24 protein-coding genes are annotated in these 26037 nt (G+C 41.2%); 7 read left to right on the forward strand and 17 right to left on the reverse strand.

Features of this window, described 5'->3' with window-relative positions:
• Positions 1-56: 56 nt before the first annotated feature.
• Genes B2O97_RS06145 through B2O97_RS06155 form a run of 3 tightly spaced genes read left to right on the forward strand, consistent with a single transcriptional unit; the run spans position 57 to position 4913 of the window.
• Entirely contained in the window at positions 57-3209 is a 3153-nt protein-coding gene (locus B2O97_RS06145; protein ID WP_112376576.1) for an efflux RND transporter permease subunit, read from the forward strand.
• Entirely contained in the window at positions 3209-4675 is a 1467-nt protein-coding gene (locus tag B2O97_RS06150) for an efflux transporter outer membrane subunit (RefSeq protein WP_286767126.1), read from the forward strand. Before B2O97_RS06145 ends, B2O97_RS06150 begins: the two co-directional genes overlap by 1 nt.
• A gap of 25 nt (positions 4676-4700) precedes the next feature.
• Entirely contained in the window at positions 4701-4913 is a 213-nt protein-coding gene (locus B2O97_RS06155) for a DUF6965 family protein (protein ID WP_070565692.1), read from the forward strand.
• Between the two features lie 32 nt (positions 4914-4945).
• On the opposite strand, the gene B2O97_RS06160 is transcribed toward B2O97_RS06155, so the two are convergent.
• From B2O97_RS06160 to dinB, 7 genes are all read right to left on the reverse strand, one after another.
• The gene (locus tag B2O97_RS06160) at positions 4946-5323 is read right to left on the reverse strand and encodes a response regulator (RefSeq protein WP_070565524.1); all 378 of its coding nucleotides are present in this window, start codon (positions 5321-5323) and stop codon (positions 4946-4948) included.
• 249 nt (positions 5324-5572) lie between these two features.
• Complete coding sequence (locus tag B2O97_RS06165; RefSeq protein WP_070565526.1) at positions 5573-5776, reverse strand: YwbE family protein; 204 nt, start codon at positions 5774-5776, stop codon at positions 5573-5575.
• 264 nt (positions 5777-6040) lie between these two features.
• Positions 6041-7366 carry an RIP metalloprotease RseP gene (gene rseP, locus B2O97_RS06170; protein WP_070565528.1) on the reverse strand — a complete coding sequence of 442 codons (1326 nt, stop codon included), beginning with the start codon at positions 7364-7366 and terminating at the stop codon, positions 6041-6043.
• Between the two features lie 16 nt (positions 7367-7382).
• Positions 7383-8540 (reverse strand): 1-deoxy-D-xylulose-5-phosphate reductoisomerase, encoded by a 1158-nt coding sequence (locus B2O97_RS06175; protein ID WP_112376162.1) that lies wholly within the window; start codon positions 8538-8540, stop codon positions 7383-7385.
• Positions 8541-8555: 15 nt separating this feature from the next.
• Entirely contained in the window at positions 8556-9362 is an 807-nt protein-coding gene (locus B2O97_RS06180; RefSeq protein WP_070565532.1) for a beta-carotene 15,15'-monooxygenase, read from the reverse strand.
• 207 nt (positions 9363-9569) lie between these two features.
• Positions 9570-11696 (reverse strand): S9 family peptidase, encoded by a 2127-nt coding sequence (locus B2O97_RS06185; protein ID WP_070565534.1) that lies wholly within the window; start codon positions 11694-11696, stop codon positions 9570-9572.
• Between the two features lie 144 nt (positions 11697-11840).
• A complete protein-coding gene (gene dinB / locus B2O97_RS06190; RefSeq protein WP_070565536.1) occupies positions 11841-12938 on the reverse strand; it encodes a DNA polymerase IV in 1098 nt (365 codons plus the stop codon).
• Between the two features lie 265 nt (positions 12939-13203).
• Between dinB and B2O97_RS06195 the strand changes: the two genes are divergently transcribed.
• The gene (locus B2O97_RS06195) at positions 13204-13608 is read left to right on the forward strand and encodes a hypothetical protein (protein ID WP_197084053.1); all 405 of its coding nucleotides are present in this window, start codon (positions 13204-13206) and stop codon (positions 13606-13608) included.
• 41 nt (positions 13609-13649) lie between these two features.
• On the opposite strand, the gene B2O97_RS06200 is transcribed toward B2O97_RS06195, so the two are convergent.
• From B2O97_RS06200 to B2O97_RS06215, 4 genes are read right to left on the reverse strand one after another with little or no spacing between them, the layout of a single operon-like run.
• Complete coding sequence (locus tag B2O97_RS06200) at positions 13650-14603, reverse strand: MBL fold metallo-hydrolase (RefSeq protein ID WP_112376161.1); 954 nt, start codon at positions 14601-14603, stop codon at positions 13650-13652.
• Between the two features lie 4 nt (positions 14604-14607).
• Entirely contained in the window at positions 14608-15183 is a 576-nt protein-coding gene (coaE, locus tag B2O97_RS06205; protein WP_172462500.1) for a dephospho-CoA kinase, read from the reverse strand.
• Between the two features lie 10 nt (positions 15184-15193).
• Positions 15194-16144: a hypothetical protein gene (locus tag B2O97_RS06210; protein ID WP_046674519.1), complete on the reverse strand. Its 951-nt coding sequence runs from the start codon at positions 16142-16144 to the stop codon at positions 15194-15196.
• A gap of 52 nt (positions 16145-16196) precedes the next feature.
• Positions 16197-17171 (reverse strand): BtrH N-terminal domain-containing protein, encoded by a 975-nt coding sequence (locus tag B2O97_RS06215; protein WP_070565538.1) that lies wholly within the window; start codon positions 17169-17171, stop codon positions 16197-16199.
• 362 nt (positions 17172-17533) lie between these two features.
• Between B2O97_RS06215 and B2O97_RS06220 the strand changes: the two genes are divergently transcribed.
• Positions 17534-18193 carry a DUF6266 family protein gene (locus tag B2O97_RS06220; protein ID WP_204991058.1) on the forward strand — a complete coding sequence of 220 codons (660 nt, stop codon included), beginning with the start codon at positions 17534-17536 and terminating at the stop codon, positions 18191-18193.
• Between the two features lie 62 nt (positions 18194-18255).
• On the opposite strand, the gene yajC is transcribed toward B2O97_RS06220, so the two are convergent.
• Genes yajC through B2O97_RS06240 form a run of 4 tightly spaced genes read right to left on the reverse strand, consistent with a single transcriptional unit; the run spans position 18256 to position 21176 of the window.
• Entirely contained in the window at positions 18256-18573 is a 318-nt protein-coding gene (yajC, locus tag B2O97_RS06225) for a preprotein translocase subunit YajC (protein WP_070565542.1), read from the reverse strand.
• A gap of 26 nt (positions 18574-18599) precedes the next feature.
• On the reverse strand, positions 18600-19061 hold the full coding sequence (locus B2O97_RS06230) for a DUF1573 domain-containing protein (protein WP_070565544.1): 462 nt from the start codon (positions 19059-19061) through the stop codon (positions 18600-18602).
• A 27-nt stretch (positions 19062-19088) separates the two neighbouring features.
• Positions 19089-20036 (reverse strand): transcription antitermination factor NusB, encoded by a 948-nt coding sequence (nusB, locus tag B2O97_RS06235; RefSeq protein ID WP_070565546.1) that lies wholly within the window; start codon positions 20034-20036, stop codon positions 19089-19091.
• A gap of 60 nt (positions 20037-20096) precedes the next feature.
• The gene (locus tag B2O97_RS06240) at positions 20097-21176 is read right to left on the reverse strand and encodes a Glu/Leu/Phe/Val family dehydrogenase (protein ID WP_046674513.1); all 1080 of its coding nucleotides are present in this window, start codon (positions 21174-21176) and stop codon (positions 20097-20099) included.
• 181 nt (positions 21177-21357) lie between these two features.
• On the opposite strand from B2O97_RS06240, the gene B2O97_RS06245 reads away from it, so the two are divergent.
• Together B2O97_RS06245 and B2O97_RS06250 are read left to right on the forward strand one after the other, a co-directional pair.
• A complete protein-coding gene (locus B2O97_RS06245; RefSeq protein ID WP_112376159.1) occupies positions 21358-23139 on the forward strand; it encodes an ABC transporter ATP-binding protein in 1782 nt (593 codons plus the stop codon).
• A gap of 94 nt (positions 23140-23233) precedes the next feature.
• Positions 23234-23578 carry a hypothetical protein gene (locus tag B2O97_RS06250; protein ID WP_070565551.1) on the forward strand — a complete coding sequence of 115 codons (345 nt, stop codon included), beginning with the start codon at positions 23234-23236 and terminating at the stop codon, positions 23576-23578.
• Positions 23579-23673: 95 nt separating this feature from the next.
• Here B2O97_RS06250 and B2O97_RS06255 read toward each other — a convergent pair whose 3' ends face one another.
• Complete coding sequence (locus B2O97_RS06255; protein WP_112376158.1) at positions 23674-24915, reverse strand: MFS transporter; 1242 nt, start codon at positions 24913-24915, stop codon at positions 23674-23676.
• Positions 24912-26036, reverse strand: coding sequence for a dipeptidase (locus tag B2O97_RS06260; protein ID WP_286767127.1), 1125 nt, complete (start codon positions 26034-26036; stop codon positions 24912-24914). The genes B2O97_RS06255 and B2O97_RS06260 overlap by 4 nt, the downstream gene beginning before the upstream one ends.
• Position 26037 lies beyond the last annotated feature (1 nt).

Consider the following 26037-nt stretch of genomic DNA (forward strand, 5'->3'; position numbering starts at 1 on the left):
TACCCGGTGCCAGGCATACTGTGCACCAAAAGTAGCGTGTTTAAAATTCTATGTATATGCTAAAAACATTTATAAATAGGCCTGTATTAGCTACGGTGGTTTCTATTATCCTGGTTATCTTAGGCTTGGTGGGCCTAAAACTCCTGCCTGTCTCGCGCTTTCCAGAAATTGCCCCACCAAGTGTGCTTGTTTCACTAAGTTATCCCGGTGCTAATGCGGAAACCGTAGCAAAAAGTGTTTTGCTGCCTATCGAAGAAGCCATCAATGGTGTAGAGGATATGACCTATATCAAGTCGTCTGCCTCCAATTCAGGATCGGGAAGTGTATCGGTGTACTTTAAGACAGGTACCAATCCTGATATTGCTTCGGTCAACGTACAGACACGGATTTCCAAAGCAATCAGTTCCATTCCTGCCGAAGTAAATGAAGCCGGCATCACGGTCATGCCTCGGCAAACCGGTGTCATCATGACCATCAATCTCTACTCCGATCACCAGGATAGCGCCTACGATGAAACCTTTCTCCAGGCTTATGCACAGATTAACCTGATGCGACCTTTGCTGCGTGTCGATGGCGTAGCTCAAGTTTCCCGTTTGGGGGCCAGGGATTATGCGATGCGCCTTTGGCTGAACCCAGAAAAACTAGCCCTTTATAACCTCGTTCCACAAGATGTTATGAATGCTATAAAAGATCAAAACTTTGAGATTGCCCCAGGCAAATTTGGAGAAACCTCGGATGAAGCTTTCGAAACAGTGATCCGTCATAAGGGGCGTTTCACCACACCGGAGGAATTCCAGAGTATTGTGATCAAAACCAACACCGACGGTTCAGTGCTCTATTTAAAAGATGTGGCCCGGGTAGAATTCGGAGCTACAAATTTAAGCAGCGACAACAAGGTGAATGGCCATCCCGGTCTTACACTCAACTTAACACAGACCAGTGGTTCCAACGCCCATGACATCGATATTGCTGTCAGAAAGGTTCTTGAAGAACAATCAAAAACATTTCCAAAAGGCCTACACTATGAGGTGACCTATTCAGTACGTGATCAGATCGACGAATCGATCAACCAAGTGGAGCACACCCTTTTTGAGGCGTTTATCCTGGTATTTATTATTGTCTTTATCTTCCTGCAAGATTTTCGATCCACCCTGATTCCGGCAATTGCAATCCCAGTTTCCTTGGTGGGAACCTTCTTTTTTCTGCAGCTTTTTGGATTTTCGCTCAATGTCCTCACGATGTTTGCCCTGGTGTTGGCTATTGGAATCGTAGTGGATGACGCCATCGTTGTCGTCGAAGCTATCCATGAAAAAATGCACAGCACAGGATTGAAACCCAGAGCCGCAACATTGTCGACGATGTCCGAAATTACGGGAGCCATCCTGTCAATAACCATGGTCATGGCTGCTGTATTTTTGCCTGTAGGATTTATGGAAGGGCCAGCAGGTATTTTCTATCGCCAATTTGCCTATACCTTGGCAACGGCGATTCTGATTTCAGCACTCAATGCCTTAACTTTAAGTCCAGCCTTATGTGCTCTCCTACTGAAAGCCCCGAAACAGCATACCAATCAAGAAAGCAGCAAAATCAATCAATTTAAAGATCGTTTCTTTAAAGCATTCAATACTTCTTTTGATCGGGTGACGGCCCGTTATGTCGCTATTGTAGAAATACTGATCAAGAATAAAAAAATAGCCTGGGCAGGCTTAATTTTAATTACAGCACTTGGCATCGTGTTCATGATTAAAACGCCCAAAAGTTTTATTCCGACCGAAGATGATGGCTTTATTACATATAACATTGCCCTCCCTCCCGGCGCTTCATTGAGTCGGACTACTGAGGTTCTTCATCGTGCCGATAGTATTTTAAAGAAAAGACAGGACATTAATGGCATGACAACAGTCTCTGGTTTTAATGCCCTGGACGGAAGTTCGAGCCCGGCATTTGCTGCTGGTTACATTACCTTAAAACCACATGCCAAACGCGAGCACATCAAAAACATTAATGCGTTTATGGATACCATTAGGCATGATCTATCCCAGATCAATGAAGCAACGTTTACGGTGTTCCCCCGACCTACCGTACAGGGTTTTGGAGACTTTGCCGGCATTGAAATGGTTCTTCAGGATCGGATGGGTGGTGACATTCGGGATTTCAACACCATTGCAGATACCTTTATTAACCAGCTCAATACGCTGCCTGAAATTCGCAGCGCCTACACAAGCTTTAAATCAAACTTCCCTCAATATGAAGTAAATATCGATGCCGTAAAGGCAAAATCGCTGGGCGTCGAAATCAAAGATCTTATGTCTACAATACGGTCTTATTTTGCACGTGTACAGGCGAGTGATTTTAACCGGTTTGGTCGCCAATACCGCGTTTATGTTCAATCGGATTTCGACTTCCGGAAGGATCCCGAATCCTTCAATTCTATTTTTGTGCGGAATAGTAAAGGCGAAATGGTTCCTATTAACACCATATTAACTTTAGAAAAGACGGTGGGTCCGGAAACTATTACACGCTACAATCTGTACAACGCGATAGCGGTTAATATTACGCCAGCGGAAGGCTACAGTACTGATGATGCCATGCAGGCAATCCAAAAATTGGCCGACAATAAACTTCCGGGTAATTACGGTTTTGAATGGACGGGCATGAGCTATGAAGAAAGTCAGTCCGGTTCGCAGACGATCTTGATTTTTGCGCTTAGTATCCTATTCGTCTACTTCCTGCTTTCGGCTCAATACGAAAGCTATATCCTTCCTTGGGCAGTACTATTGTCCATACCAGTCGGCCTGATCGGCGTTTTTACCGTGATCAACCTGGTGGGACTTCAAAACAATATTTATGTGCAAGTCGGACTCATTATGCTCATTGGCCTCTTGGCCAAAAATGCGATTCTGATCGTGGAGTTCGCTGTCCAGGAGCGAAAAAATGGCAAAAGCATTGTCGAAGCAGCCATTAGCGGTTCAAAACTTAGGTTAAGGCCAATCTTGATGACCAGCCTGGCTTTTGTTGCAGGGCTGGTACCCTTGATGTGGACGGTTGGCCCCTCGGCAATCGGTAACCATTCGATCAGCTTCAGCGCCGCCGGCGGCATGCTCTTTGGTGTAGCATTCGGCATCTTTATCATCCCCGTACTCTTTGTTGTATTCAAAAGTCTGGATGAAAAACTACATGATAAACTAGCTAAAGAAGAGGAAGAATAATGAAAAACATACAAAAATACCTTTCGGGAATATCGATCATCATTGGCCTCTTAGGCCTGATGAATGCCTGTAAGATCGGCAAAGATTATGTGCAGCCCAAACTCAAACTTCCGGAAAACTTTCGTGGCGATACGCTGGATTACTTCGGAGATACCTCCAGTATGGGCCTGATCCATTGGAAATCCTTCTTTCATGATCCCACATTGAAGCTATTGATTGATTCTGCCTTAGCCAATAACTTTGAAATGAAAACTGCACTGCTCAACCTGCAGATTTCAACGCGAGTCTTAGCGCAGAATAAAGCCAACTACCTGCCGAGTGTAAATGCAACAATTGCCAATGGAAACCGTACCTGGCGATCAAAGGACTTTGGCAGTGGTCCTCTGACTAAATACTACGATCATAAGGATGAAAAAGCGCCGCAAAATATGTTCGTCTATCAATCCATGTTTGGCTCTGATATTAATTTTAGCTGGGAAGTCGATATCTGGAAGAAAATAGGAAGCAAACAAGAACAACTCTTAGCCGAGTATTTGGATACACAGGAGGCAAAAAATGCGATACAGACCTCGATCATAACAGCTGTGGCAAAAGGTTACTTCAATCTCTTGATGCTAGATGCCAAAATTGAAGTTGCCAAACGGAACGTCCAATTAAATGACAGCACTCTCCGCATGATCAAGCTCCAATATGAAGCTGGTGAAATCACCGCCTTGGCGATCCAACAAACACAATCACAACGCCTATTGGCAGCCTCCCTCGTTCCCGAAATCGAAAAGGAAATTGCCATCCAGGAAAATGCGCTGCAGACACTTACCGGAAAATTACCCGACAGCATCAAAAGAGGAACTTCTTACGAGCATCTCTTCGCGGAGAGCAAAGACATCTCCCTGGGGTCCCCAATCGAGATTGTCCGCAATAGACCAGATATCCGATCATCTGAATTTCAACTGATGGCAGCCAATGCGAATGCGAATATCCAACAGGCTATGCGTTATCCGTCATTGACCGTGGGCGGCGTATTAGGGGTAAATAGTATGCTCCCTAAAAATTGGTTTAATATCCCTGGCGCATTGCTTGTTGGAATAACTGGAAATTTAACCACGCCTATTTTCAAAAACAAAACATTGAAAACACAGTATGAGGTTGCTAAATTGGAACGTGATAAAGCCGAAATCCAACTGCAACAAAAAGTTGTCGAGGCAGTCGCCGAAGTCTCTAATGCAGTGGTCACAGTCGACAAGCAACGTGAACAATTAGCTTTGGCTAAAGAAAGGGTCGATAACGCGCACCTGGCAGTTAAAAACGCAGGTCTACTCTTTAAAAGTGGGTATGCCACCTATCTAGAGGTCATTACCGCGCAAAGTAATGCCCTTAATAGCGACCTGGATCTCGTCGAATTACGACAACAGCATTTAGATGCATTTGTAGACTTGTATCGTGCGCTCGGTGGAGGTTGGAGATAAGGATTTAAAACTTTATTTTTGTGGTATGACTCCAGAAGAATTACAACACTATTTTCAATCCAAAGACTTGCCCGAAACGCTGGAAATACAGCAAGATATGCAGGTCTTCGACGTTCAGCGTTTCTTGAGCACAAGCTTCATCCATGTAAGCTTATGGAAAAAAGATTTAAGCAAATGTCCATCCTGGATTAGACTGCTGAAATTCAAGGATGCCTTAGAAGCAAAAGAAGAAGCCTAACATCTGTTAGGCTTCTTCCTTATTTATACGTTCTATAGGCTGGGCGCAAGTTGTTTCATTAATAAAGGCATCTGTTCTTTCGAAAAAATCTCTTCTGCCCCGGCGTCCCGCAATTCCATCCGCTCATTCTCATCACTGCTCGAAGTCAACCCAAATATTCTGATCGAGGGAAATCTTTCTTTCACAATTTTTGCCGTTTCTATTCCGTTTAATACAGGCATATGCAGGTCTAATATACATATCTCAGGAAGCTCATGCTCGTTTTCATGGAGGTAGTCGATCAACTCCCTGCCATTGGATGCACAATAAACCAAATCCAATAAATGTGATTGAGCCATCGCTCGCATCAACACATGATGAATCATCGCATCATCTGCGTAGACAATCGTACATCTATCTTTGGTATCCATTTGAATAAGCTGTCATTTAGTAATTATAAAAACAATATTATATAAATATGTAATAAAATAAAAAATACAGAAAAAAGTTACCAATAATTATGTTATTATACAAATTTTATTTCAAAATGTCCAATATTAACAATCCAACAAACTTTTAGTTTGATTTATACAATAAGAACATCATAGGTAGCAATCTCTTCGCGTCAACAACGCTAGAAAAGATGTGGTAAAGAGAAAAGAAGACCGGTAGATTATCTCCTAAAAATCATCTTCAATAATTTCGGCCACTCTTCCTATTTGGCCGTCCGTCAACCTGACTTTAATCCCCCTCGAATGATAAGAGGACGATGTTAGCAAGTCCTTCACAATGCCTTCTGTTAGATTTCCCGTACGCTGGTCCTTTTTTAAGATTATATTCACCAACATACCTGGCTTTACATCTGCTCTATTTCTTCCATCCATGGTCAAACTTAGATAAATAGTTTTTTAAATGCAATATAAAAAATCATTTATTGTTGGAAAGACCTTCATCCTGAATGCTGGAAAAAGCGTATTGAAGTGAATGCAGGGCTATTGCATACATAAATGTTACAAATCAAATGTAAAGACCTTTTCCTGCTAGCACTGTCATATCACAAAAAATGGTCGGAAGAAATTCCGACCATCGTTGGCTTTTAGCTTTTTTTTAGAAATAGTCACCGTCAGCATTGACCGGCGACCGTTGACTTATTTAAATAACTTAAAGATATCGTTTCCAAATATAAAGACCATCAAGGCCAAAAGAATGAAGAAACCGACCATTTGTGCTTTTTCTAGGAATTTTTCACTCAATGGCTTGCCTTGAATCATCTCAACCAACAAGAACAACACGTGACCGCCATCCAAAGCTGGAATAGGCAATAGGTTCATAAATGCCAATGCCATAGACAACATCCCTACTAAGGACCAAAAACGGATCCAGTCCACTTCCGTGCCAAACAGAGTTGCAATGCCAATAGGGCCCGATAATGCTTTATCAGCACGCACTTCGCCTTTGAAAATTTTACCAAATCCCTTAGCGTTATCGGTAATCACTGTAAACGCTTTCTTTGCACCGATCGGAAACGCCTCCATCAAGGTATATTGCGTTGTAAACGATTTGATGGAATAATCACGATTGATCCCTATTCCCAGCATGGCATCTGCAGGAACAATTCCTTGCAAGGAAACTTCAGCCCCTTTGCGTAAAACTTTAATCGCAACCGTTTTATTGCTATTCGCTTTTATTTGCGCCTTAAATTGATCGAAGAAAGGAACCTGTGTCTCGTTTACGGCAATAATGCTATCGCCTTTCACAAACCCCATTTTACTTGCCACCGAACCGGGAGCTACTTCAGCAACACTGGTCGTTTTAACCCGTGGCTCGATAAACTTCTCTCCTTTTTTGTCGGAAAGCGTGTTTAATAAATCAGCGGGGACTTTGACTTCTGCTGTAGCTCCATCACGCTCAACTGTAAGTGCAACTCCCCCCATCAATACTTTAGAACTGATCAGCTCCGAGTAATTTTCGATACGGTGACCGTCTATTGCAATCACTTTATCGCCAGCTTTCAAACCAATAGATTCACCAATGGACCCAGGTACAATACCGTTTACCAGCTGATCCATTTTAATGTCTGTATTGCCCATTTTAAAAGTCAGCATCCAAAAAACAACAACACCGACGACAATATTGACAATAATACCGCCTAACATGACGATTAAACGTTGCCAAGCTGGTTTTGATCTAAATTCCCAAGGTTGTGGCTCCCCCTTCAATTGCTCCGTATCCATCGATTCATCGATCATACCCGCAATCTTGACATAACCGCCTAAAGGCAACCAGCCAATACCATATTCACATCCTTTATAATTGAATTTAAATAATTTCACTCCCCAAGCATCAAAGAACAGATAAAACTTTTCCACCTTGATACCAAATGCACGTGCTGCTAAGAAATGTCCTAACTCATGTAGAACAATTAAAATTGACAAGCCTAAAATCACTTGTCCGACCATAATTAAAACACCCATGTATGCTTTTTAAAATTTAATCTTTGATTATTTCCTTTGTTATTAACCTTGCGACACGATCCGTCTCCAGATAATCATCCAGCGTCGGTGTCGCAATGAATTCTACTTTATCTAATGTCTGTTCAATAATATCACTCATCTCCAAAAAACCAACTTGATCTTTCAGAAAGGCATCCACAACCACTTCATTGGCCGCATTTAATACACAGCTTCTATTTCCGCCGGTACGAAGGCTTTCATAAGCCAATGCCAAATTCCGAAAAGTTTCCATGTCTGCTTTTTCAAAACTGAGCGTCGGATAGTCCATGAAATTAAATCGTTCAAAACTGTTTTCAAAACGTGCCGGATAGGTCAGTGCATACTGGATCGGCAATTTCATATCAGGAATCCCCATTTGGGCCTTCATGGAACCATCCTGAAACTGAACTAACGAATGTACAATAGATTGAGGATGTACAATCACATCCACCTGATTTATGGACAGATTGAAGAGCCATTTTGCTTCAATCACTTCTAGCCCTTTATTCATCAGGGATGCCGAGTCAATCGTAATTTTGGCGCCCATCGACCAATTGGGATGCTTCAAGGCTTGGGCCTTCGTAACCTGTAGGAGATCGGCACGTTTTTTCCCACGAAAAGGACCGCCGGAGGCCGTCACATATATTTTCTCAATTGGATTATGCTCCTCACCGGTCAAACACTGAAAGATCGCCGAATGCTCTGAATCCACAGGAAGCATGCGTACACCATATTCTTTCACTAAGGCCATTATCAGCTCACCAGCGACAACAAGTGTCTCCTTATTGGCCAGTGCAATATCTTTTTTCGATTGAATCGCTTTAACAGTAGGTTTTAATCCCGCAGATCCAACAATTGCATTCAAAACGATATCAACTTCTTCCAACTGCACCACTTCAACCAATCCGGCTTCACCCAAAAGAACAGCGATATCATATCCTTTTAAAGCATCCTGTACCTGATTATAGTGTAGGGAATCTGTTACCACCACTGCTTTGGGCTTAAACTCCAAGGCCTGTTGGATCAACAGTGTGACATTGCTGCCACAAGTCAGAACAATTGCTTCAAATGTATTAGGAAAGGCTCTTATCACATCCAAGGCTTGTGTGCCTATACTTCCCGTTGCCCCTAAAATGGCAATTCCTTTTTTACTCAAAACCTTTGCTATTAATTAAAATATATTATTTAAAATCTTTGGGTCTTCTCCCCCATGGTAATCCGCCATCATGGATCGGTAAGCGACCGAAACAACAATACTAGCCAGAGGTACCACCAAAAACGAGCTCACGAGGTTCAAAATAATAAAAATTATGTAATATTCTAAATAATTAAAATACATCTGTAGTAACTGGAAAAAAGCAAATACAGCCAAAATCAATAATAGTTTGAATACATTGCCTTTTGTCAATGCAAAACTGAAGCGTAATGACCGTAATGTCCCCGCGTGTTTATCAATAATGAAAAACGGATAAAATGCCACTCGAATAATCAGGATGAACGTCAATATGGCCGCAACAAAGACAACAAACATCGTAAAGTTGCTCATCAGCTCCATCCGATTGTCACCATTTTCAAATAGGTAAAGGAATGGTAAAGAGACGGCCCCCAATAGCATCAGAAGTGCTATAGAAAGCACCATAATACTCAACATAGCGCCAAAAAAGTATGCAAGCTCTTTCGTACTCGGGATACATTGGACGAGTTTCTTCTCCTGGTTACCATCAATCAGACTTAAAATATACTTAAACAAAGTCATGTTCAATCCAAAATACATCACCATGAAAAAAAATGCCATAAAGCCACTCAACACCACATTGAAATCACTGATGGTGGTCGCGAGATAATTAGACAGTCCGGAGGTTACAAATAGTAAAAAACAAAGCCCCGCCACTGAAAAATAATGCCTTTTCAGCAACTCCAATGACTTATTAAAAACCTCGTTAACGGCAAAAGTACTTTCCTTTAGGAATTGAATCATTTTTTCTTTGAATAAACTTCTACAAAGATGCCATATTTTTTAATTTTCAACAATTTACACACCTAGAAAAATCACTTTTTTTATCATTTTTAACATAAAAAGAACGGTTATGGAAAATCTGTTATCCCAGATAGATGAAAACAGGCTAAAAATAAAAATCCCCTATCCGAATGGATAAGGGATTTTCTATTTTGACCTTAACTCTTCCTATTTAAATTCTTTGGGAAGCGGCTTCTCCAATAAGTATTGGTAGTAGAAACGCGCACGCTCATTAAAATCATATTTACTTTTCGAACGGTCAAATCCATGACGGCTTCCCGGATAGATCATCAATTCAAAAGGGACGCTTCGATCCGTTAATTTATCGACAAGTTGGGTTGTATTCTGCAAATGAACATTGTCATCCATATCGCCATGCATAATGCGCAACACGCCTTTATAATTATTGGCATAGGTCAACACAGAACCAGCTTTATATCCGTCTGGATTGTCTTGAGGCGTGTCCATCCATCTTTCCGTGTAATGGCTATCATACAGATCCCATGAGGTAACCGGTGCGCCAGCAATACCAAAATCAAATACATCTGCCGCCTTCGTCATCGCCAAACAAGTCATATAGCCACCATAGCTATGCCCTGTAATAAGTACTTTGTTTTTAGCGACCCAAGGTTGCGATTTTAACCATTTAACAATTGTCGAATAATCAATAATTTCCCAGTGACCAAGATTGCGGTGCATATAAGCAACACCTTGTTTACCAAAATGACCAGATGCCCGGTGATCTGCAGAGACTTGAATAATTCCTTCATTGGCCCAGTACTGATTGGCCGTTCCTTTCCAGGTATCTTTTACCGTTCCCGCGTCAGGCCCACCGTAAATACTGAAAACAACCGGGTACACTTTTGATTTATCAAAATTTGTCGGATAAGTGATGGTCAATGGAAGATCGAACAGTCCGTCATCTGATTTAAGATGTAAGTATTCGGTTTTACCGTAGGTATACGAGGTAAAATCAGCAGCTTTACTATCCGCTAGCTGACGTACGACCTTACCTTGATTATCCAACAAAGCGAACCGATCGGGTGTACTCACATTGGAGTATTTGGTAATAAAATACTTGCCGTCAGGCGACACATTCACATCGTGCGAGTATTCACCGAACGTCAGACGTTTTAAGTTTTTACCTGAATAATCCACGCGGTACAAATCAAAACGCGCTGAGTTTTCTTTACGTGCGGTAAAATAGATCACCTTATTTTTTTCATCAATCCGTTTTAATTCCGTTACCTGCCATTCGCCGGAAGTAATTGGATTGACCAATGTTCCATCCAATTTATAGAGGTAATAATGCGCCCAGCCTGTCTTATCCGATTTTAGGATATAATATTTGTTGTCCGCCAGATATGTGATACGCTCATCGTGATCCAAATTGATCCATGAAGCCTGACGCTCATCGTAGATTTCTTTTTTCGAACCTGAATTCGGATCCACTTGATAAAACTTCAAATTGTTCTGATCCCTGTTCATCCACTGTACCATCACATTTTTACTATCAAAGGCCCAATAAGGCTGGCCAAAATACTGATCGTCTTTCTCGTTGAAATCAGCCCAGGTAACGTTGCCCCCTTCGAGGTGAACGATTCCTACCTTCACTTCCGGATTTGGGTCACCGGCTTTGGGATATCTTGTCTCCTCCAGGTAACCATGCTGGCCTTTGGACGAATAAATCGGAAACATCGGAACCTTGGTATCATCGAAACGCATAAAAGCGATCTTACGGCTGTCCGGAGACCACCAAAAAGCTTTATATTTTGTTGGGCGCCCAAGAATTTCTTCGTAATATACCCAGGATGACCAACCATTGTAGATCACATCAGTACCATCCTTTGTACATTGCATTTCTTTTCCTGAAGTCACGTCCACGCTATACAGATTGCTTTTACGCGTAAAGGCTACATATTTACCATCCGGTGATAAGGTTGGATTCTGTTCAGCAACATCAGGAGAGTTGGTCAGCCTCTTTGCTACACCATCGGTACCTTTCAGGAAGATATCATTGTTCTCGACATAAACAACCGTCCCTTCTTTAGCGGGAACTGTATAAATGCTTCTGTGACCTGACTTAATGTTAACCTGATATAAACGACCATCATTTACATCATTTTCCAGATAAGCTGTCCCGTCTGCCCAGCCAGGATACTGATTGGTACGAACTGTCAACGATGACTTTTGCCCCCAGGACTGTGCAAAATCCAATTTCTTTTGTGCGAAACCAACCTCGTGCACAAAAAAAACGATAGACGCACCTAAGAGTACTCTTGATACCGTATTCATTAATTTTTGGATATGTTTATTAATTATTTTGGCTAAGATAAAGAATTGTGACAAATAACGACGATTTTGCCTGTAACAAGCTTAATTCACATATCGCGTACCATATGATTTAGCAAGGGCTCGATTAAACCAGATGATTCCTTACTAAGGATGTTGCTCGAAAAGTGCAAGCTGTATGCCTTCCTTTGGAAAATCAGCTTCTTCCACAAAATTTGATATCGAAACACCCAACAACCTCACTTTGTTCACCAGCTCAACCTTGCTCAACAAACTATGGGCGGTGGCGTAAATTTTGTCTTCCGAATCAAAACTATTTTCTAGGGTGATACTTCGTGTCAACTGAACAAAATCGGCATATTTAATTTTTAAGTTTAAGGTTCGCCCAGATATTTCCTTTTTCCCAATACGTGTCCACAACTGTTTGCAGAGCCGTTGCAAAATGGTATTTAATTCTTCAAAAACTTCTACATCCTCACCAAAAGTATCCTCAATCCCGACCGATTTGCTGCTACGATTGGGAACAACAGGACGGTCGTCTATCCCGCGTACGATACGGTAAAAAAAATGCCCCGTCTTTCCAAACCAACGTACGAGATCCTCTTCACGCTGTTTTTTTAAATCAAGCCCAGTAAACAGTCCCAGTTCATGCATTTTTTTTGCTGTCACCTTACCTACGCCAAAAAACTTGTCCACGGGCAATGACTCCATAAACTTGACAATTTTAGAAGGACCTATAAATGTTAAGCCGTTGGGTTTGTCCATATCCGAAGCAATCTTTGCAACAAATTTATTCACGGAAACGCCGGCCGAGACGGTCAGATTCAGTTCTTCTTTGATTGCTTCTTTAATGGCTTTGGCGATATCAATAGCCGAACCAATGCCCTGCTTGTCTACAGTTACATCCAAAAAAGCTTCATCGAGGGAAAGCGGTTCAATTAAGTCCGTATAACGGAGAAAGATCTCCCGGATTTGATATGAAACCTGACGATACACGTCAAAACGAGGATAGGTAAAGATAATATGGGGGCACAACTGAAGAGCCTTTCGGGAGCTCATCGCAGATTTGACGCCAAATTTTCGTGCTTCGTAACTGGCCGTCGCAACTACTCCTCTCCCATCCGGAGAACCACCTACTGCAATCGCTTTCCCCCGATATTCGGGAAAATCACGCTGATCTACAGATGCATAAAAGGCATCCATATCCAAATGAATAATCTTGCGATGTACCTGTTCGGGATCCATGATCCAAATTTACAAAAATTAGCATTACAGACTAAGAAAACCGAAAAATAACTAATAGAATTAGCAACTATAGCAAAGCCCGCAAACGGTAGGCTCGGGAGTCTCTTACTCCAATCACGCTCGGCAACTTTCTAGGCTACATCTAAACCATTCGTTATTATGCCGTTAATTTTTTATCTTTAGGTGAAACTATAGGTTAGGCGAAAAAGCATCCAGTCCTGATAGTCTCATAAACCACAGTAAAAAGACTTAAAAATAGCACATTATGGAAAATATGCCTGAACAAAAACCGAAAAAATCCGGATTTAAGAAGTTCTTACTTCTGCTGATCCTTTTTCTACTTGTGGGGGGTGGATCCTACGTTTACTGGAAGTATTACTATGTATTCGGTGAAGGCGTAAAATCTGGTTATCTTAATTATGCTGTAAAAAAGGGCAATATTTTCAAGACATACGAAGGTAAACTCATCCAGGAGGGGTTTGGAAGTATCAAAACGGGTGGTATCGCCAGCAACCAATTTGAATTTTCTATTGAAGATGATTCTATATTCCGTCAATTGGAGCTCAATAGTGGAAAGTACTTCGATCTGCGCTACAAAGAATATCATGGCGTTCTTCCCTGGCGTGGAAACACGGTTTATATTGTTGACAAAGTTGTCAATATGAAATAGAAATTTACGTTCCCGATTGAAAACTTTTCGACACAGCCTGCTTATGCAGAAAGCACATCACGCACGATCAATTTTTCGTTAAAAAAACTTTTTAAAATGGTCCCGTCACCGTGTAGTGTCCAAACTTCCTGGGGATTTACCATCTTAATGTAGTGAAGAATGTCATTCCAGTCCACATGATCTGAAATATACAATTCGATATCATTCTGTGCCTGTAAACGTTTCCAGCCTGAAGCAAATGCACGTAATACTTTGGTCGCCCTAAAATAACTATTAAAAGTCATCGGCGGTACCAAATAAACTTTATTCTGTTCGCCCTGTTTCATTTCTTTTCTGTTGTAGGGCTCATAGTCTAATTTCTTCAGCCCGTGCTGGTCGTAAAGGCGATGGTAGGGCAATATTCCACTATGCACAAGCACTTTTCGCTCCGGACAATATCTGTTGATCAAATCAGTAATCCGCTGCGCCTTGCCCAACACATAAGTACCTAATAAAATATTACTGGCATGTCCGTCGAGTTTTTTTATCTCCTCCGCAGGATCTGGGTGTGTAATATCCGGATTTGCAAATGTGCTTTCTGTAATAAGGACATCGGCTTGCCGCACTTCGATCGGCTCGCAAGTCTCATCAGCTTGCAATTTGTAATCGCCCGTGTATAGGTAGCGCACTCCCCGGTATTCCATCAGAATTTGTGCCGAACCCAATATGTGACCTGCTGGTAAAAATGTGATTTCGACCGCACCCATTTTAAACGGACTATTGAACAATTTAACCTGATATGAATCTTTGCGGTTTTGTTTATAGCGATAAGTCATAAACAGTGAAGTTGCCTGCGTTGTATACACATAATCGTGTCCCGAACTGGCATGATCGCCATGGGCATGAGATACGACATTGTGCATGACGGGATTGCTCGCATCAATAAAAAAATCACCATAACGGCAATAATAACCTTCTGGTTTTCTGACTAAGAAGTCAGCTAATATGATCGACATAGTTTTATTTTAGAAATTTTTGATGTAAAGTCCACACTTGCGGCAATAGCGGAGTGGTTCCATCATTAATGATGACGAAGTCTGCCAGTTTTAATTTTTCTTCATCAGTTAGTTGCTTATTTATTCGCTCCATGACCTGTTCTTCAGTGATGCCATCACGCTCCATAACACGTTTAACACGTATGTGTAAAGGCGCAGTAACCAGGATGGTATAATCAAGATCCTTGTAAGAGCCACTTTCAAAAAGCAAAGCAGCCTCCTTGAGTGAATAACGGGATTTTTGTTGTTCGGCCCAGTCTTTGGCCGCCTGGATAACGATGGGGTGTACAATGCCATTTACAAGTTCGAGCTTCGCCTTGTCGCTGAATATCTGTTCGGCCAAAAAAGCCCGATCTAATTTCCCATCCTTATAGGTCTCTTTACCGAACTCCGCAATCAAGCGTTCTTTGATCCGTAAATCGGTATTCATCAATTCCTTCGCCTCATCATCTGCATTATAAACAGGTACAGCCATGGCTTTAAAAAGCTGACAGATAAATGTTTTACCGGATCCAATTCCGCCTGTTATTCCAATCTTCATGAAAATAGTGTTATTTACGTACAAAAAAGTCCACGTTTTGAGGTACAACGCTGATTACCTTACAAAAGTCAGGTACTTTGGTCAGCAAAACAGGCAAATATTGCACCCCGTTTTTCTCCCAGTCAGCCAGATCTACCACAGCTTCAAAATCTCGCGATGTATAGTTATTATAATCCTTAACGGACATCAGTACGGTGACGACCACTTTGCTTGGATTAAGCCTAACAGAACTATAGCGCTGGCCATTTTCAACCTTCACGGGTAATTCAATCACTTTCTCGGTTAACTCCCCTACAGGCATCAGAACCTCGACCGAAGTCGGATAAACATTGATATTCGCTTTTTGGTTACGTGCCAGGTTTGCCACGGTTCGAACATCGGTCTCCACTTCCTTCCCGCGAACGGTATCGGTCTCCCAATACTCAATCGCCGAAACATCCTCATAGGGCCCTGTAATCGTCACATAAGCCGGGGTAATCTTGGTATCAGCAATAAAACCATACCCACGCTTAAAGCCAATATTGGATAAAGGTTTGACGGGCACTTTGCGCTGCGTCTGTTTGGAAAAATCGAAAAACAAGGTATCTGGGCTGACCGAGACTACCCGTTGTTCATGTGGAAACTGCCGGTTGATAAAGCCCAATTGATTGGAAAAAACAATCCAATCTTTGGTTTTTAAAGAGCTTAGGTCAACCTGCACCTTTGGGGTTTCCAAAGCAGCTTTGGAAAATAGGAATTGCCATCCCGTCATCTCCAATTTCACCTTTACCGTATCGGATTGCTGTGGGTGAAATGCGCGTTTCTCGGGAAGATTGACATATTCAATTGCTGCCTTAACGGACACAGTATATTGATTGGAAATCGAAAACAATAACCAAGCTAACAACGAAATTCCAACACAACGCACGAAGACATTAATCTTACGCCGTTGGGTCTTATTTATTCGAACTGCATTCGCCATGACACAAACTTAATCAATTTGCGCAAAAATTAGCGTTCTTATCTGCATTTCATCACAAAGACGCCAATATTTCCATTGCATTTTTCTCTTTTGTGGCAAGGGTTTTGAAAATTGCTGATGCCTGTTGGACAGCATCGAAACTGGCCGTCTCAGCAATTTGACTAAACAATTCCGACAGGGATGTCCACAATAATGCAATCTGTACAAACTCATGATGAACCACCGCGAGTTGTTCTATTCCGAGGAGATCGTAACTTTCCTTGATAAAGTCGCGATACAGATTTCGAAACAAAGCACCCCCAGTGCCCGCTTTTTCCATTAGACTTGCAGCCATCTTAAACTCGCTTTCAATAGCTTGACTTGTCTTGAACCAATTCAACACTTCTTCACTGGTCTTCAAAATTCCTTTATATGAAATATTGTTGATAGGTGGTGCAAGATATTGCTTTGCATTATTGACCATTGCGGCAATCAGCACTTCTTTCAGGTCAACGTTCTCCATATTACCTGCTATGGTATAATACAAATTTTTGGACGACATAGGCCTTTTCTCTGCCCGCGCTATAGCTAAACTCGCAAGCGACGTCTTCACACTACCGCCTTGCTGCCTCGTATCCACCAAATAGGCGTGCTCATCGTCATAGCCATATATAGCGACATAATGTCCCGCAAAATGAAATGGCTTAGTAAAATATTCCAGGTAATAGGCATCGAGTTTTAATCCCACAGGTTGCCCCTCATCCAAGAGCTGTCGTACAGCCTGCCAGGCTTTTACTTTTGAAGAGGTTTCATGAACATTGAGTTCGAGACCGAGATTTTTGCAGATATGCTGCGTCAGGAGATCCGTTTTTATTCGTCCGCCCAAAAATGGAAAGTCCATGGTTTTCATTTTCCAATAGATAAAACTAAGTCCCTCCCCTAATCCAAAAAGCATCGGTTCAGAAAGTTCAATGCCAATATGCTTCAATAAAGTACCTGTTGCGGTGGTTTCACAATGTAGCCCGTCAAACGGTTTAAGATTTTCCATAGCATTCTTTTTTACAAAATTAGAAGCTCGATTGACAGCTTGGTGTCAGCAGGAAAAGAGCGTCTAATAAATACTTCTTGCGACACACTTTTTTGTTACAGAGTGTAGTCCCTTCCCTATTGTCTCATTTAATTTTTTAGCTGCAACAAAAGAATATCAGTTGGTAACCAACTTATCACTTTTTACAGTGATTGTTCAGTGATCGTTCAGTGATTGTTCAGTGATTGTTCAGTGCAGACTGAATAAACAATGACTGATTACTGTCTAAACATAGACTAAAAATTGTGTTTAGGGATTACCTGGTATTAGCATGTTTCCTTTTTAATGCTTATCTTAATTATCTATAAGCTAATCAATACATTATGGCAATCATCAAAAATGGCGTTAATGGGACTGTTTCCGGGAAAGCAGGCTCTGTTGTATTTGTGTCGACTAAAACAGGAAATTATGTACGCTCTCTCCCTCGCGTTAAAAAACGAGAGCCCACACCTGAACAGCTGCTGAGTAGAACACGCTTCAAAACTATGAGGTCGCATATAAGCATGTTAAACCCGATCATCAATATAGGCTACAAGGCATACAGTTATCCGAAACGGGCCTATGATGTCGCAATGTCTTATAATTTAAACCATGCGCTTATTCAGGAAGAGAACGGTTTTGTGGTGGACTGGCAAAAATTTATGATTGCCAAAGGAAATCCCAATCCCATCACTTCCTACACGATGGATTTCGATCAAGAAAACCAGGTGTTTCTGGTTACCTGGGAATACGACCCCTATCTAGAGAAGAAATTTGACATGGGAACTTATGATTCGTTCTTATTCCTGTATAATGCAACGTATAATGGGGCTGAATATCCATTTTTGACGAATGAGGCGAAAAATAGCTTAATAACGGGCAGACAAAACATTGATATACCGAAACATAAAAAGCAAGTGACCTATGAAGTGTATATCTTTTTTGTAGAGAGCTATGGCGGAGGTAATACAGACAGTATGCACTTAGGTAAGATAAAGATTTGACCGGTACATAAAAAAAGCCAGTTTTCCACGAAAACTGGCTTTCATTTCTTTCCCAAAAAAGCTTAAGAAGCGCTCTTCTCCGTGTTGTTAGCAGCTTTAGAAGCATCTAAAGCAATGGCTGATTTGTCAAAACGGATTTTTACACCTGAACCTACATCAACTAAGAAAGTCGTGTCTGATACTTCTACAATGCGTCCGTGAATACCAGCTGTAGTTACCACCTTTGAATTTACACCAAGTTCTTCAATATATTTCTTGTGATCTTTTTGCTTCTTCATCTGCGGTCTGATCATGAAGAAATAAAATACCACGATAATCAAAACCATTGGTAAAAAACTCATCATGTTGCCACCCGCTGCTTGTAATAATACTGTGTTCATCTTCTATTATATCGTTTAATAATGTGTTATTTTGCTAATACTTCGCCCTTTAGCTGCACTGTTGTTAAGCCATTGGAAGCATTCGATTGAATCGTAATGATCTTCTGCTGTTTACCAACTTGTCCCTCACTATTGAAAGTTACATGGATCTCAGATTTTCCACCTGGCAAAATAGGGCTTTTCGAAAACTCAGGTTGTGTACAACCACATGAAGCAGTCACTTTCGAGATAATAACAGGTGCATCACCCGAATTTTTCAGCACAAAGGTATGCTTTACCTGTGCACCTTCCTTTACCTGACCGAAGTCAAATGCAGACTCTTCAAATTCTACTTTTCCTAATTGTGCTGCCGCCTTAGAAAGGCTATCCGCAGCTGCTGTTTCAGTCGCTGTCTTGCTTCCTTCATCTTTTCCTTTTTGTGCATTTCCACAAGAAAATAAAAGTACTGCCGACAAAGCTAAAACCGAATATTTGCCAAAGTTTTTCATTCGTATAAATTATTTATGCGTTTGGTTTTAATCTCTTAAACCACGACCTGCCTTCTGGATTCTTCCTTGTTGATTCAGATCGTTTAATATTTTATCCAAGATACCATTGATAAATGTATTACTTTTCAATGTACTGAATACCTTAGAAATTTCAATATACTCATTTATTGTCACTTTCACAGGAATAGATGGAAAATTAACCAACTCACATATGGCCATACGCATCAATAAAGTATCCATTAGCGCAATACGGTCTGACTCCCAATTCTTCGTTTTCTCCGAGATAAGCTTTTGATATTCATTTGTATTGCGAATAGTTTTACCTAGCAATGCAATGACGTAGTCGCTATCATCATTCCAGTTTTGCGTAATCTCTGCCAGTTTATTTTTACGTGGATCTTCTGAACTAAAATTCTTAAAAGTCTTCGCAATCAACGCTTGCAATACTTCTTTATCGACAGGCCAGTTGATGAATTTCTCCTCAAAAACCTGCTCAATAACCGGCGATTTCAAGATGATCTTTTTAAAGATATGCTTGATGATATCCTTTTCCGTACCGATCGAACGATCCTCTTGTTGCAAGTACTCCAAATAAGCCTCGGAATCCTTTAATTGCAAAAATACCGTACGAACGATCTCCGGATCGAAACTCCAAGAAATTTTATACTTTTTGACACCTTCTCCATATTGTGGATTTTGTCTCAATGACTCAATAAAAGTGTTAGTACTTAACTTGGTCGTTAAAGACAAGTCTTTTTCAGTTGGTAAAAACTTATTAGCTCTACCCTCTGCATCTATTAAGACATAATCAGATACTTCATCTAATAGATTCAGTGTCCACATATACATCTCATAGACTTCATCCACATTTTTTAATAGTGCTTTTTCAAATGTTTTGATGTCTTTATCTTCTGAAAGACTGTACGCATAAAGCGTTTGCACTACTTTTACCCTCAGGTGTCTCCTGTTTAACATAGTAATTTAAAGAACGATTTTTTTATAAAATAATAAGTAAGAACGATTTTGGGATGAAGACTACCGCTTGATTTTTTTAATATCTTGGATACGCTTCTCCGCAATGCGATTAGCCGCTTCAAAAGTAGAAATATTCTCTTCTTTTGATTTTTTCAAGACGTCTCTAGTCGCATTATAAATATTTTTGATCACAAATTCAGTGTGATCTACGCCGTAATTTTGAATTTCTGAATAGCAGCCGATTAATGCACCGGCGTTGATCAAATAGTCAGGCGCGTATAATATACCTCTTTCATGCAGAATAGAACTTGTAACAAGTTCATCTTTCAATTGATTATTGGCAGAACCAGCAATAATTTTGCATTGCATTTTCTGTGCGGATTCCGGATTTACCGTACCACCTAACGCACAAGGAGAATATACATCAAATTCGTGATCGAATACTTCATTGTAAGGTATTGGCTCAGCTTTGTACTTAGCCGCCACTTTCAGCATTTTTTCTTCCGTAATATCGCTGACATATACACGTGCATTCTCTTCACGTAACATCGCGATCAAACGTTCGCCAACACCACCTACTCCATGTACAATAACTTTTTTACCAGCAACATTTTCCGATCCGTATAATTCCTTTAAACAGGCTTTTATACCAAAATAAACACCTTGTGCAGCAAAAATGGAAGGATCACCGACACCGCTACCATGAATAGCCTTTGGTAGACCAGCAACGTGGTCAGTCTCGGTATAAATATGTTCTAAATCACGTTGTGTCGTACCTACGTCTAGTGAAGCAATGAAATTACCATTCAATCCTTCAATAAACTGGCCCAAACGGCGCAATAAAACCTCAGATTTGTCCAAACGGCTATTACCAATAATAACAGCACTTCCCCCGCCTAAATTCAATCCAGTGATGGCAGATTTATACGTAATGGCCTTGGATAAACGTAAAGCATCCTCAATAGCTTCTTCTGTACTTTCGTATGGTAACATACGAACTCCTCCTATCGCAGGCCCCAAGGTTGTATCATGGATCGCAACGATAGCTTTCAAGCCCACTAATTCATCATTACAGAAAAATAAGTTTTGATGGCCAGACTGGCTCATCAATTCAAAAATAGAATTTTGAGATGTTGACATAAAATGTACTACTCTAATTTGTTTTAATTTTTTAAGGTACTTGATGCAAAAGTAGGAAAATTATTCGTTGTGCATAACAACTTTTTTTATCCAAGACTTAACATTTGATTTCCGAATGACAGTAAATTCGCTTAAATCGTAAAGCATTTTGATGAATTAGTCCTACTTTTGTATTCGTAATATGAAGGATCTCGCCTACTTAAATAAGTACTTTTATAAATACCGCTGGAAACTGATTCCAGGGGTTATTTTCGTTATCATATCCAACTATTTTGGGGTATTGCCTGCAAAGGTAATTCGCGAAGCATTTGATTTGGTACAAGAAAACATCTATCTATACCGTCTATTTGATGGTTTCGACAGACAGGAACTCATCTATCAGGTATTTGGCACCAGCCTCCTATTTTTTGGTTTCGTCGTGCTCCTACTTTCGCTGCTGCGGGGCATATTTTTATTCTTTATGCGTCAGACGATCATTTTAACCTCGCGTTATATTGAATACGACCTCAAAAATGAGATCTATAATCATTACCAGGATTTAAACTTTGGTTTCTTTCGGAAAAACAACACCGGAGATCTCATGAGCCGCGCGACTGAAGACGTCAATCAGGTGCGTAACTACCTAGGACCTGCCATCATGTATGCGATCAATACCGTAGTTTTATCGATCATGGTCATCTATGCGATGTATAGCGTCAACGGAAGATTGGCCACTTATGCATTGGCGCCAATCCCGGTCCTATCGGTTATTATTTTATTTGTTAATAAAATCATTAACAAGCGTAGCTTAAAAATACAGAAACAACTGGCGAAACTTTCTTCCTTTGTCCAGGAGACTTTTGCTGGCATCCGAGTCATCAAAACCTACACCAGAGAACAAAATAAAATGCAGGAATTTGAGAAGGAAAGTACCATTTATCGGAACACGGCTCTTGATCTCGTCAAAGTACAGGCTGTTTTCTTCCCGCTTATTCTATTGCTTATTGGACTCAGTACAGTCATTACCATTTATATTGGTGGAATCGAAGTTGCCAAAGGAACAGTGACTGCCGGAAATATCGCCGAGTTTATCATCTATGTCAACCAGTTGACTTTCCCTGCCATGTCTTTGGCTTGGGTCACGTCATTGGTGCAACGTGCTGCCGCGTCACAAAAACGGATTAACGAATTCCTTCAAACCGAATCTCCTATCGTTAACGGCACAGCTGCCAAGGAACTGGAGGGCGAAATCAAGGTTAATGGGATCTCGTTTACTTATCCGGAAACCGGCATTCAGGCGATAAAAAATATATCGTTCCAAATCCCGATCGGCAAAACACTTGCTATTATCGGAAAAACAGGATCCGGAAAATCTACGCTGGCCAACTTACTACTTCGGATGTATGATATCGACAAAGGAAGTATTCATTATGATGGTCTTGAAATTAAAAACCTTGATTTCAAAAGCTTACGCCAACAGGTCGGATTCGTCCCACAAGATGTTTTCCTATTTTCGGATACCATTGCCAATAATATAGGCTTTGGTTTAGACCACTTTACACAGGAACAAGTGGAACAGGCTGCCAAAGATGCCGCTGTATACGACAATATTATCGCTTTTGAAGATGGATTTGAAACCGCTGTTGGAGAACGTGGTATTACCCTCTCCGGGGGGCAAAAGCAACGGGTATCCATCGCACGCGCTTTAATTAAGGAACCCAAAGTATTGATTTTTGATGACTGTCTTTCAGCCGTGGATACAAAAACGGAAGAAACCATTCTCCGTTCACTAAGCCGCATCATGAAAGGCAAGACCTGTATTTTTATTGCCCATCGCATCTCGACGATCAAGAATGCAGATCATATATTGGTGATGGATCAAGGAGAAATTGTAGAACAGGGTACACATGCTGAATTGATGGATAAAAGAGGTGAATATTTTGAACTCCATGAAAAGCAATTACTGGAAAGTGTGGAAGGATAAATAAAATATCCCTGAATTCAGCTAAAGGATCCAAGGGATATCTCTCCTAAATTTGTCTTAAATATTTAAGTCAAACATTTTACATTAAAGGATCATGGAGAGAACCCCTATTCAAAAGGCTACGTCAAACGACGGAAAAACAATTGCTATTATTTCTTACTTAACCATCATCGGCCTTGTTGCAGCCATCATTATGAACAACAAGGAAAAGACTGCTTTAGCGCAGTTCCATATCCGACAAAGTATAGGTATCTCCTTGACAGGAATGGCCTTGGGGCTGTTACGTTTTGTTCCAGGTATTGGCGGAATTGCCCTTAGTATTGTTGGATTGCTCCTACTCATTGCTCTTATATTGGGATTAATGTCTGCATTTGCCGGAGAGCGAAAGCCACTCCCTTTCATCGGTGAAAAATACCAGGAATGGTTTAATATGATATAATAGGCCTATAAATAACATGGAGCACCTCCCCATCAAAGATGCTCCATGTTTTAATTTTTTCTGAAATCCCTGTTTTTAATTGACCAAAGGCATCTTTAACGAGCTTTCACATCCGGCAGCGCTTTCTCCTCTTTAAAAAATACGGCAAATAACACAAGACAAAAACCAGAAATACCTGCAGGAATAAACCAAAGATATTCCCAAAATTGAGCAGCATAAGCTGTTTTTAGATAATCTGAAACTGCACCGGCAACCCAAAATCCGATTAACATCCCTACACCATACATCGCAATGGTAATAAGCCCCTGTGCAGAAGCTTTGTATTTTTCGCCGGCAATTCTATCGGTATAAATCTGGCCGACTACAAACATAAAATCATAGCAGATGCCATGTAATAATATTCCGAGTAGCAATAAGAATGAACGTTCCTGTCCGTCGCCGTATGCAAAAAACAAATAACGGAGTGCCCAGGCTGCAATCCCCAATAAAATCATCTTTTTATACCCCAGGCGTCTAAAGAAAAATGGAATCAACAACAGGCAGATGGCTTCGGAAAATTGCCCCAATGCCATTTTTGCTGTGGGATTCGGTATTCCGGCGTTGACAAAAAATGGATTGGCATTTTGATAATAGAACGAAATAGGTATACAGATGACAATTGCTGTCACAAAAAAAATCAGAAAGCTCCGCTGTTTTAAAAGCTTCAGCGCATCCAAACCGATCGCCTTGCCAAAATCAAATTTTTCATCCCTGAGTTTCACCTGCGGCGGAGTTTTTGGGAGGGCTAGACTAAAGAATGCCAGTAACAACGAGCAGACCGCCCCCATAATAAAGGTGTTGTGCAGAGCACCTGCCTGTATCGATTCGGGCGCATCCCAACGGAACAAATAACTGATGACAAGTCCCGAACAGATCCAACCGATCGTTCCCCAAACACGTATCCCCGGAAAATACTTCTTCGCATCTTCTATATGCCGGAATGCTATTCCATTGGACAAGGATAACGAAGACATGTAAGCCATAAAGTAAACAAACACATAGGGATAAAAATGTGTTGCATCAGGTGCTTGAGACATCCCGTAAAGTAGTCCAGCTCCAATGAGATGCAAAGCTGAAAGCACCCGCTCGGCATTAAAGTATCTGTCGGCGACAAAACCCACAAAAAAAGGAGCAAATACAGCACCAAGGGATTGTGTCGCAAAAATATTCGCTACCTCCATTCCTGAGGCATTGAGCGATTTAATCAAGTATGTTCCCAAAGTGACAAACCAGGCCCCTTTGATAAAATACTCTAAAAACATCATCAGGGACAATTGCACGCGTAATACTGGTTTCATCTATTCAGTTGTGTTGGAGGTGTTTGTTTTGATTCGGGCAATGCATTTCGCATAAAATTAAGCCAGTTCTTGCTAGCAATCTTTTCAAGATCGGTCTTATCATACCCTCTTTTTGACAGGATACCAAATACTTTTTGGATATCAGCAATAGTTTCCAGATCATAAGGACACTGCTCTCGGCCAAATGCTCCATCTAAATCGCTCCCCACGCCAACATGATCAACATTTCCTGCCAATTGACAAATATGATCAATATTGTTGGCCATGATTTCCATGGAGCAATTGCTTGTTTTAGGGTCGGATACACCGCGGACCCAATTCGGTACCATCATCCAAGCATCGAGCGCTACACCGATCACTGCTTTTTTCGAAACAAGAGTCTTGATCATTTCGTCCCTGAACTGCCTATTATGGTCGACAAACTTGCGACAATTATTATGGCTTGCCCAAATGGCACCGTTATAACGTCCAACAGCGTCCCAAAACGCATCATCATTGAGGTGTGTTGCGTCTAATATCATCCCCAATCGCTCCATTTCCCGCAACAATAGGACGCCCTGTTCATTAAGCTTGCCCGATGAGTCGGTTCCGTTGGCATATCGCCCCGGTCCGTAATGCGCTGGTCCGACAGCTCTCAAACCATAATTATAAGCTGTTTCAAGATAACTGATATCTACAATTGAATCGGCTCCTTCCAGACTCAGCAGATATCCGATTGGCTTATCTACATGATCGCTGCCATTCGACCAAAGTGCTATATGTTGATCCAGATCAGCCTTTGTACAAATCATTTTCATTTGCCCATCGGCTTCCATTGCCTTATACCACGCAAGCTGCCCTTGCGTCTGCGCCCAAGCCTGTTCTGGGGAGTACCAGCCTGGTAAAGAGCTTTCGGGTTTTACGAATCGAGCGATTTGTGTGGCAACAACCAAACCAATATGACCACGACGCAATTCGTCAAAAGTGACTGTTGCCTTAGCCCGATCGGGCTTGTCATCCATCCCCTTTTCCCTGCGGTTGAGTTCCGTAATTGGCAATCGAAGATCCCGATTCCATTCCATGGCATTCATACTCAAATCCAAATGTGCATCGACCAAAAATGGCATTTCAAATTCGTACATA

Origin of the sequence: Sphingobacterium sp. UBA865 (genome assembly GCF_002295765.1) — a bacterium.
Lineage (GTDB): Bacteria > Bacteroidota > Bacteroidia > Sphingobacteriales > Sphingobacteriaceae > Sphingobacterium > Sphingobacterium multivorum.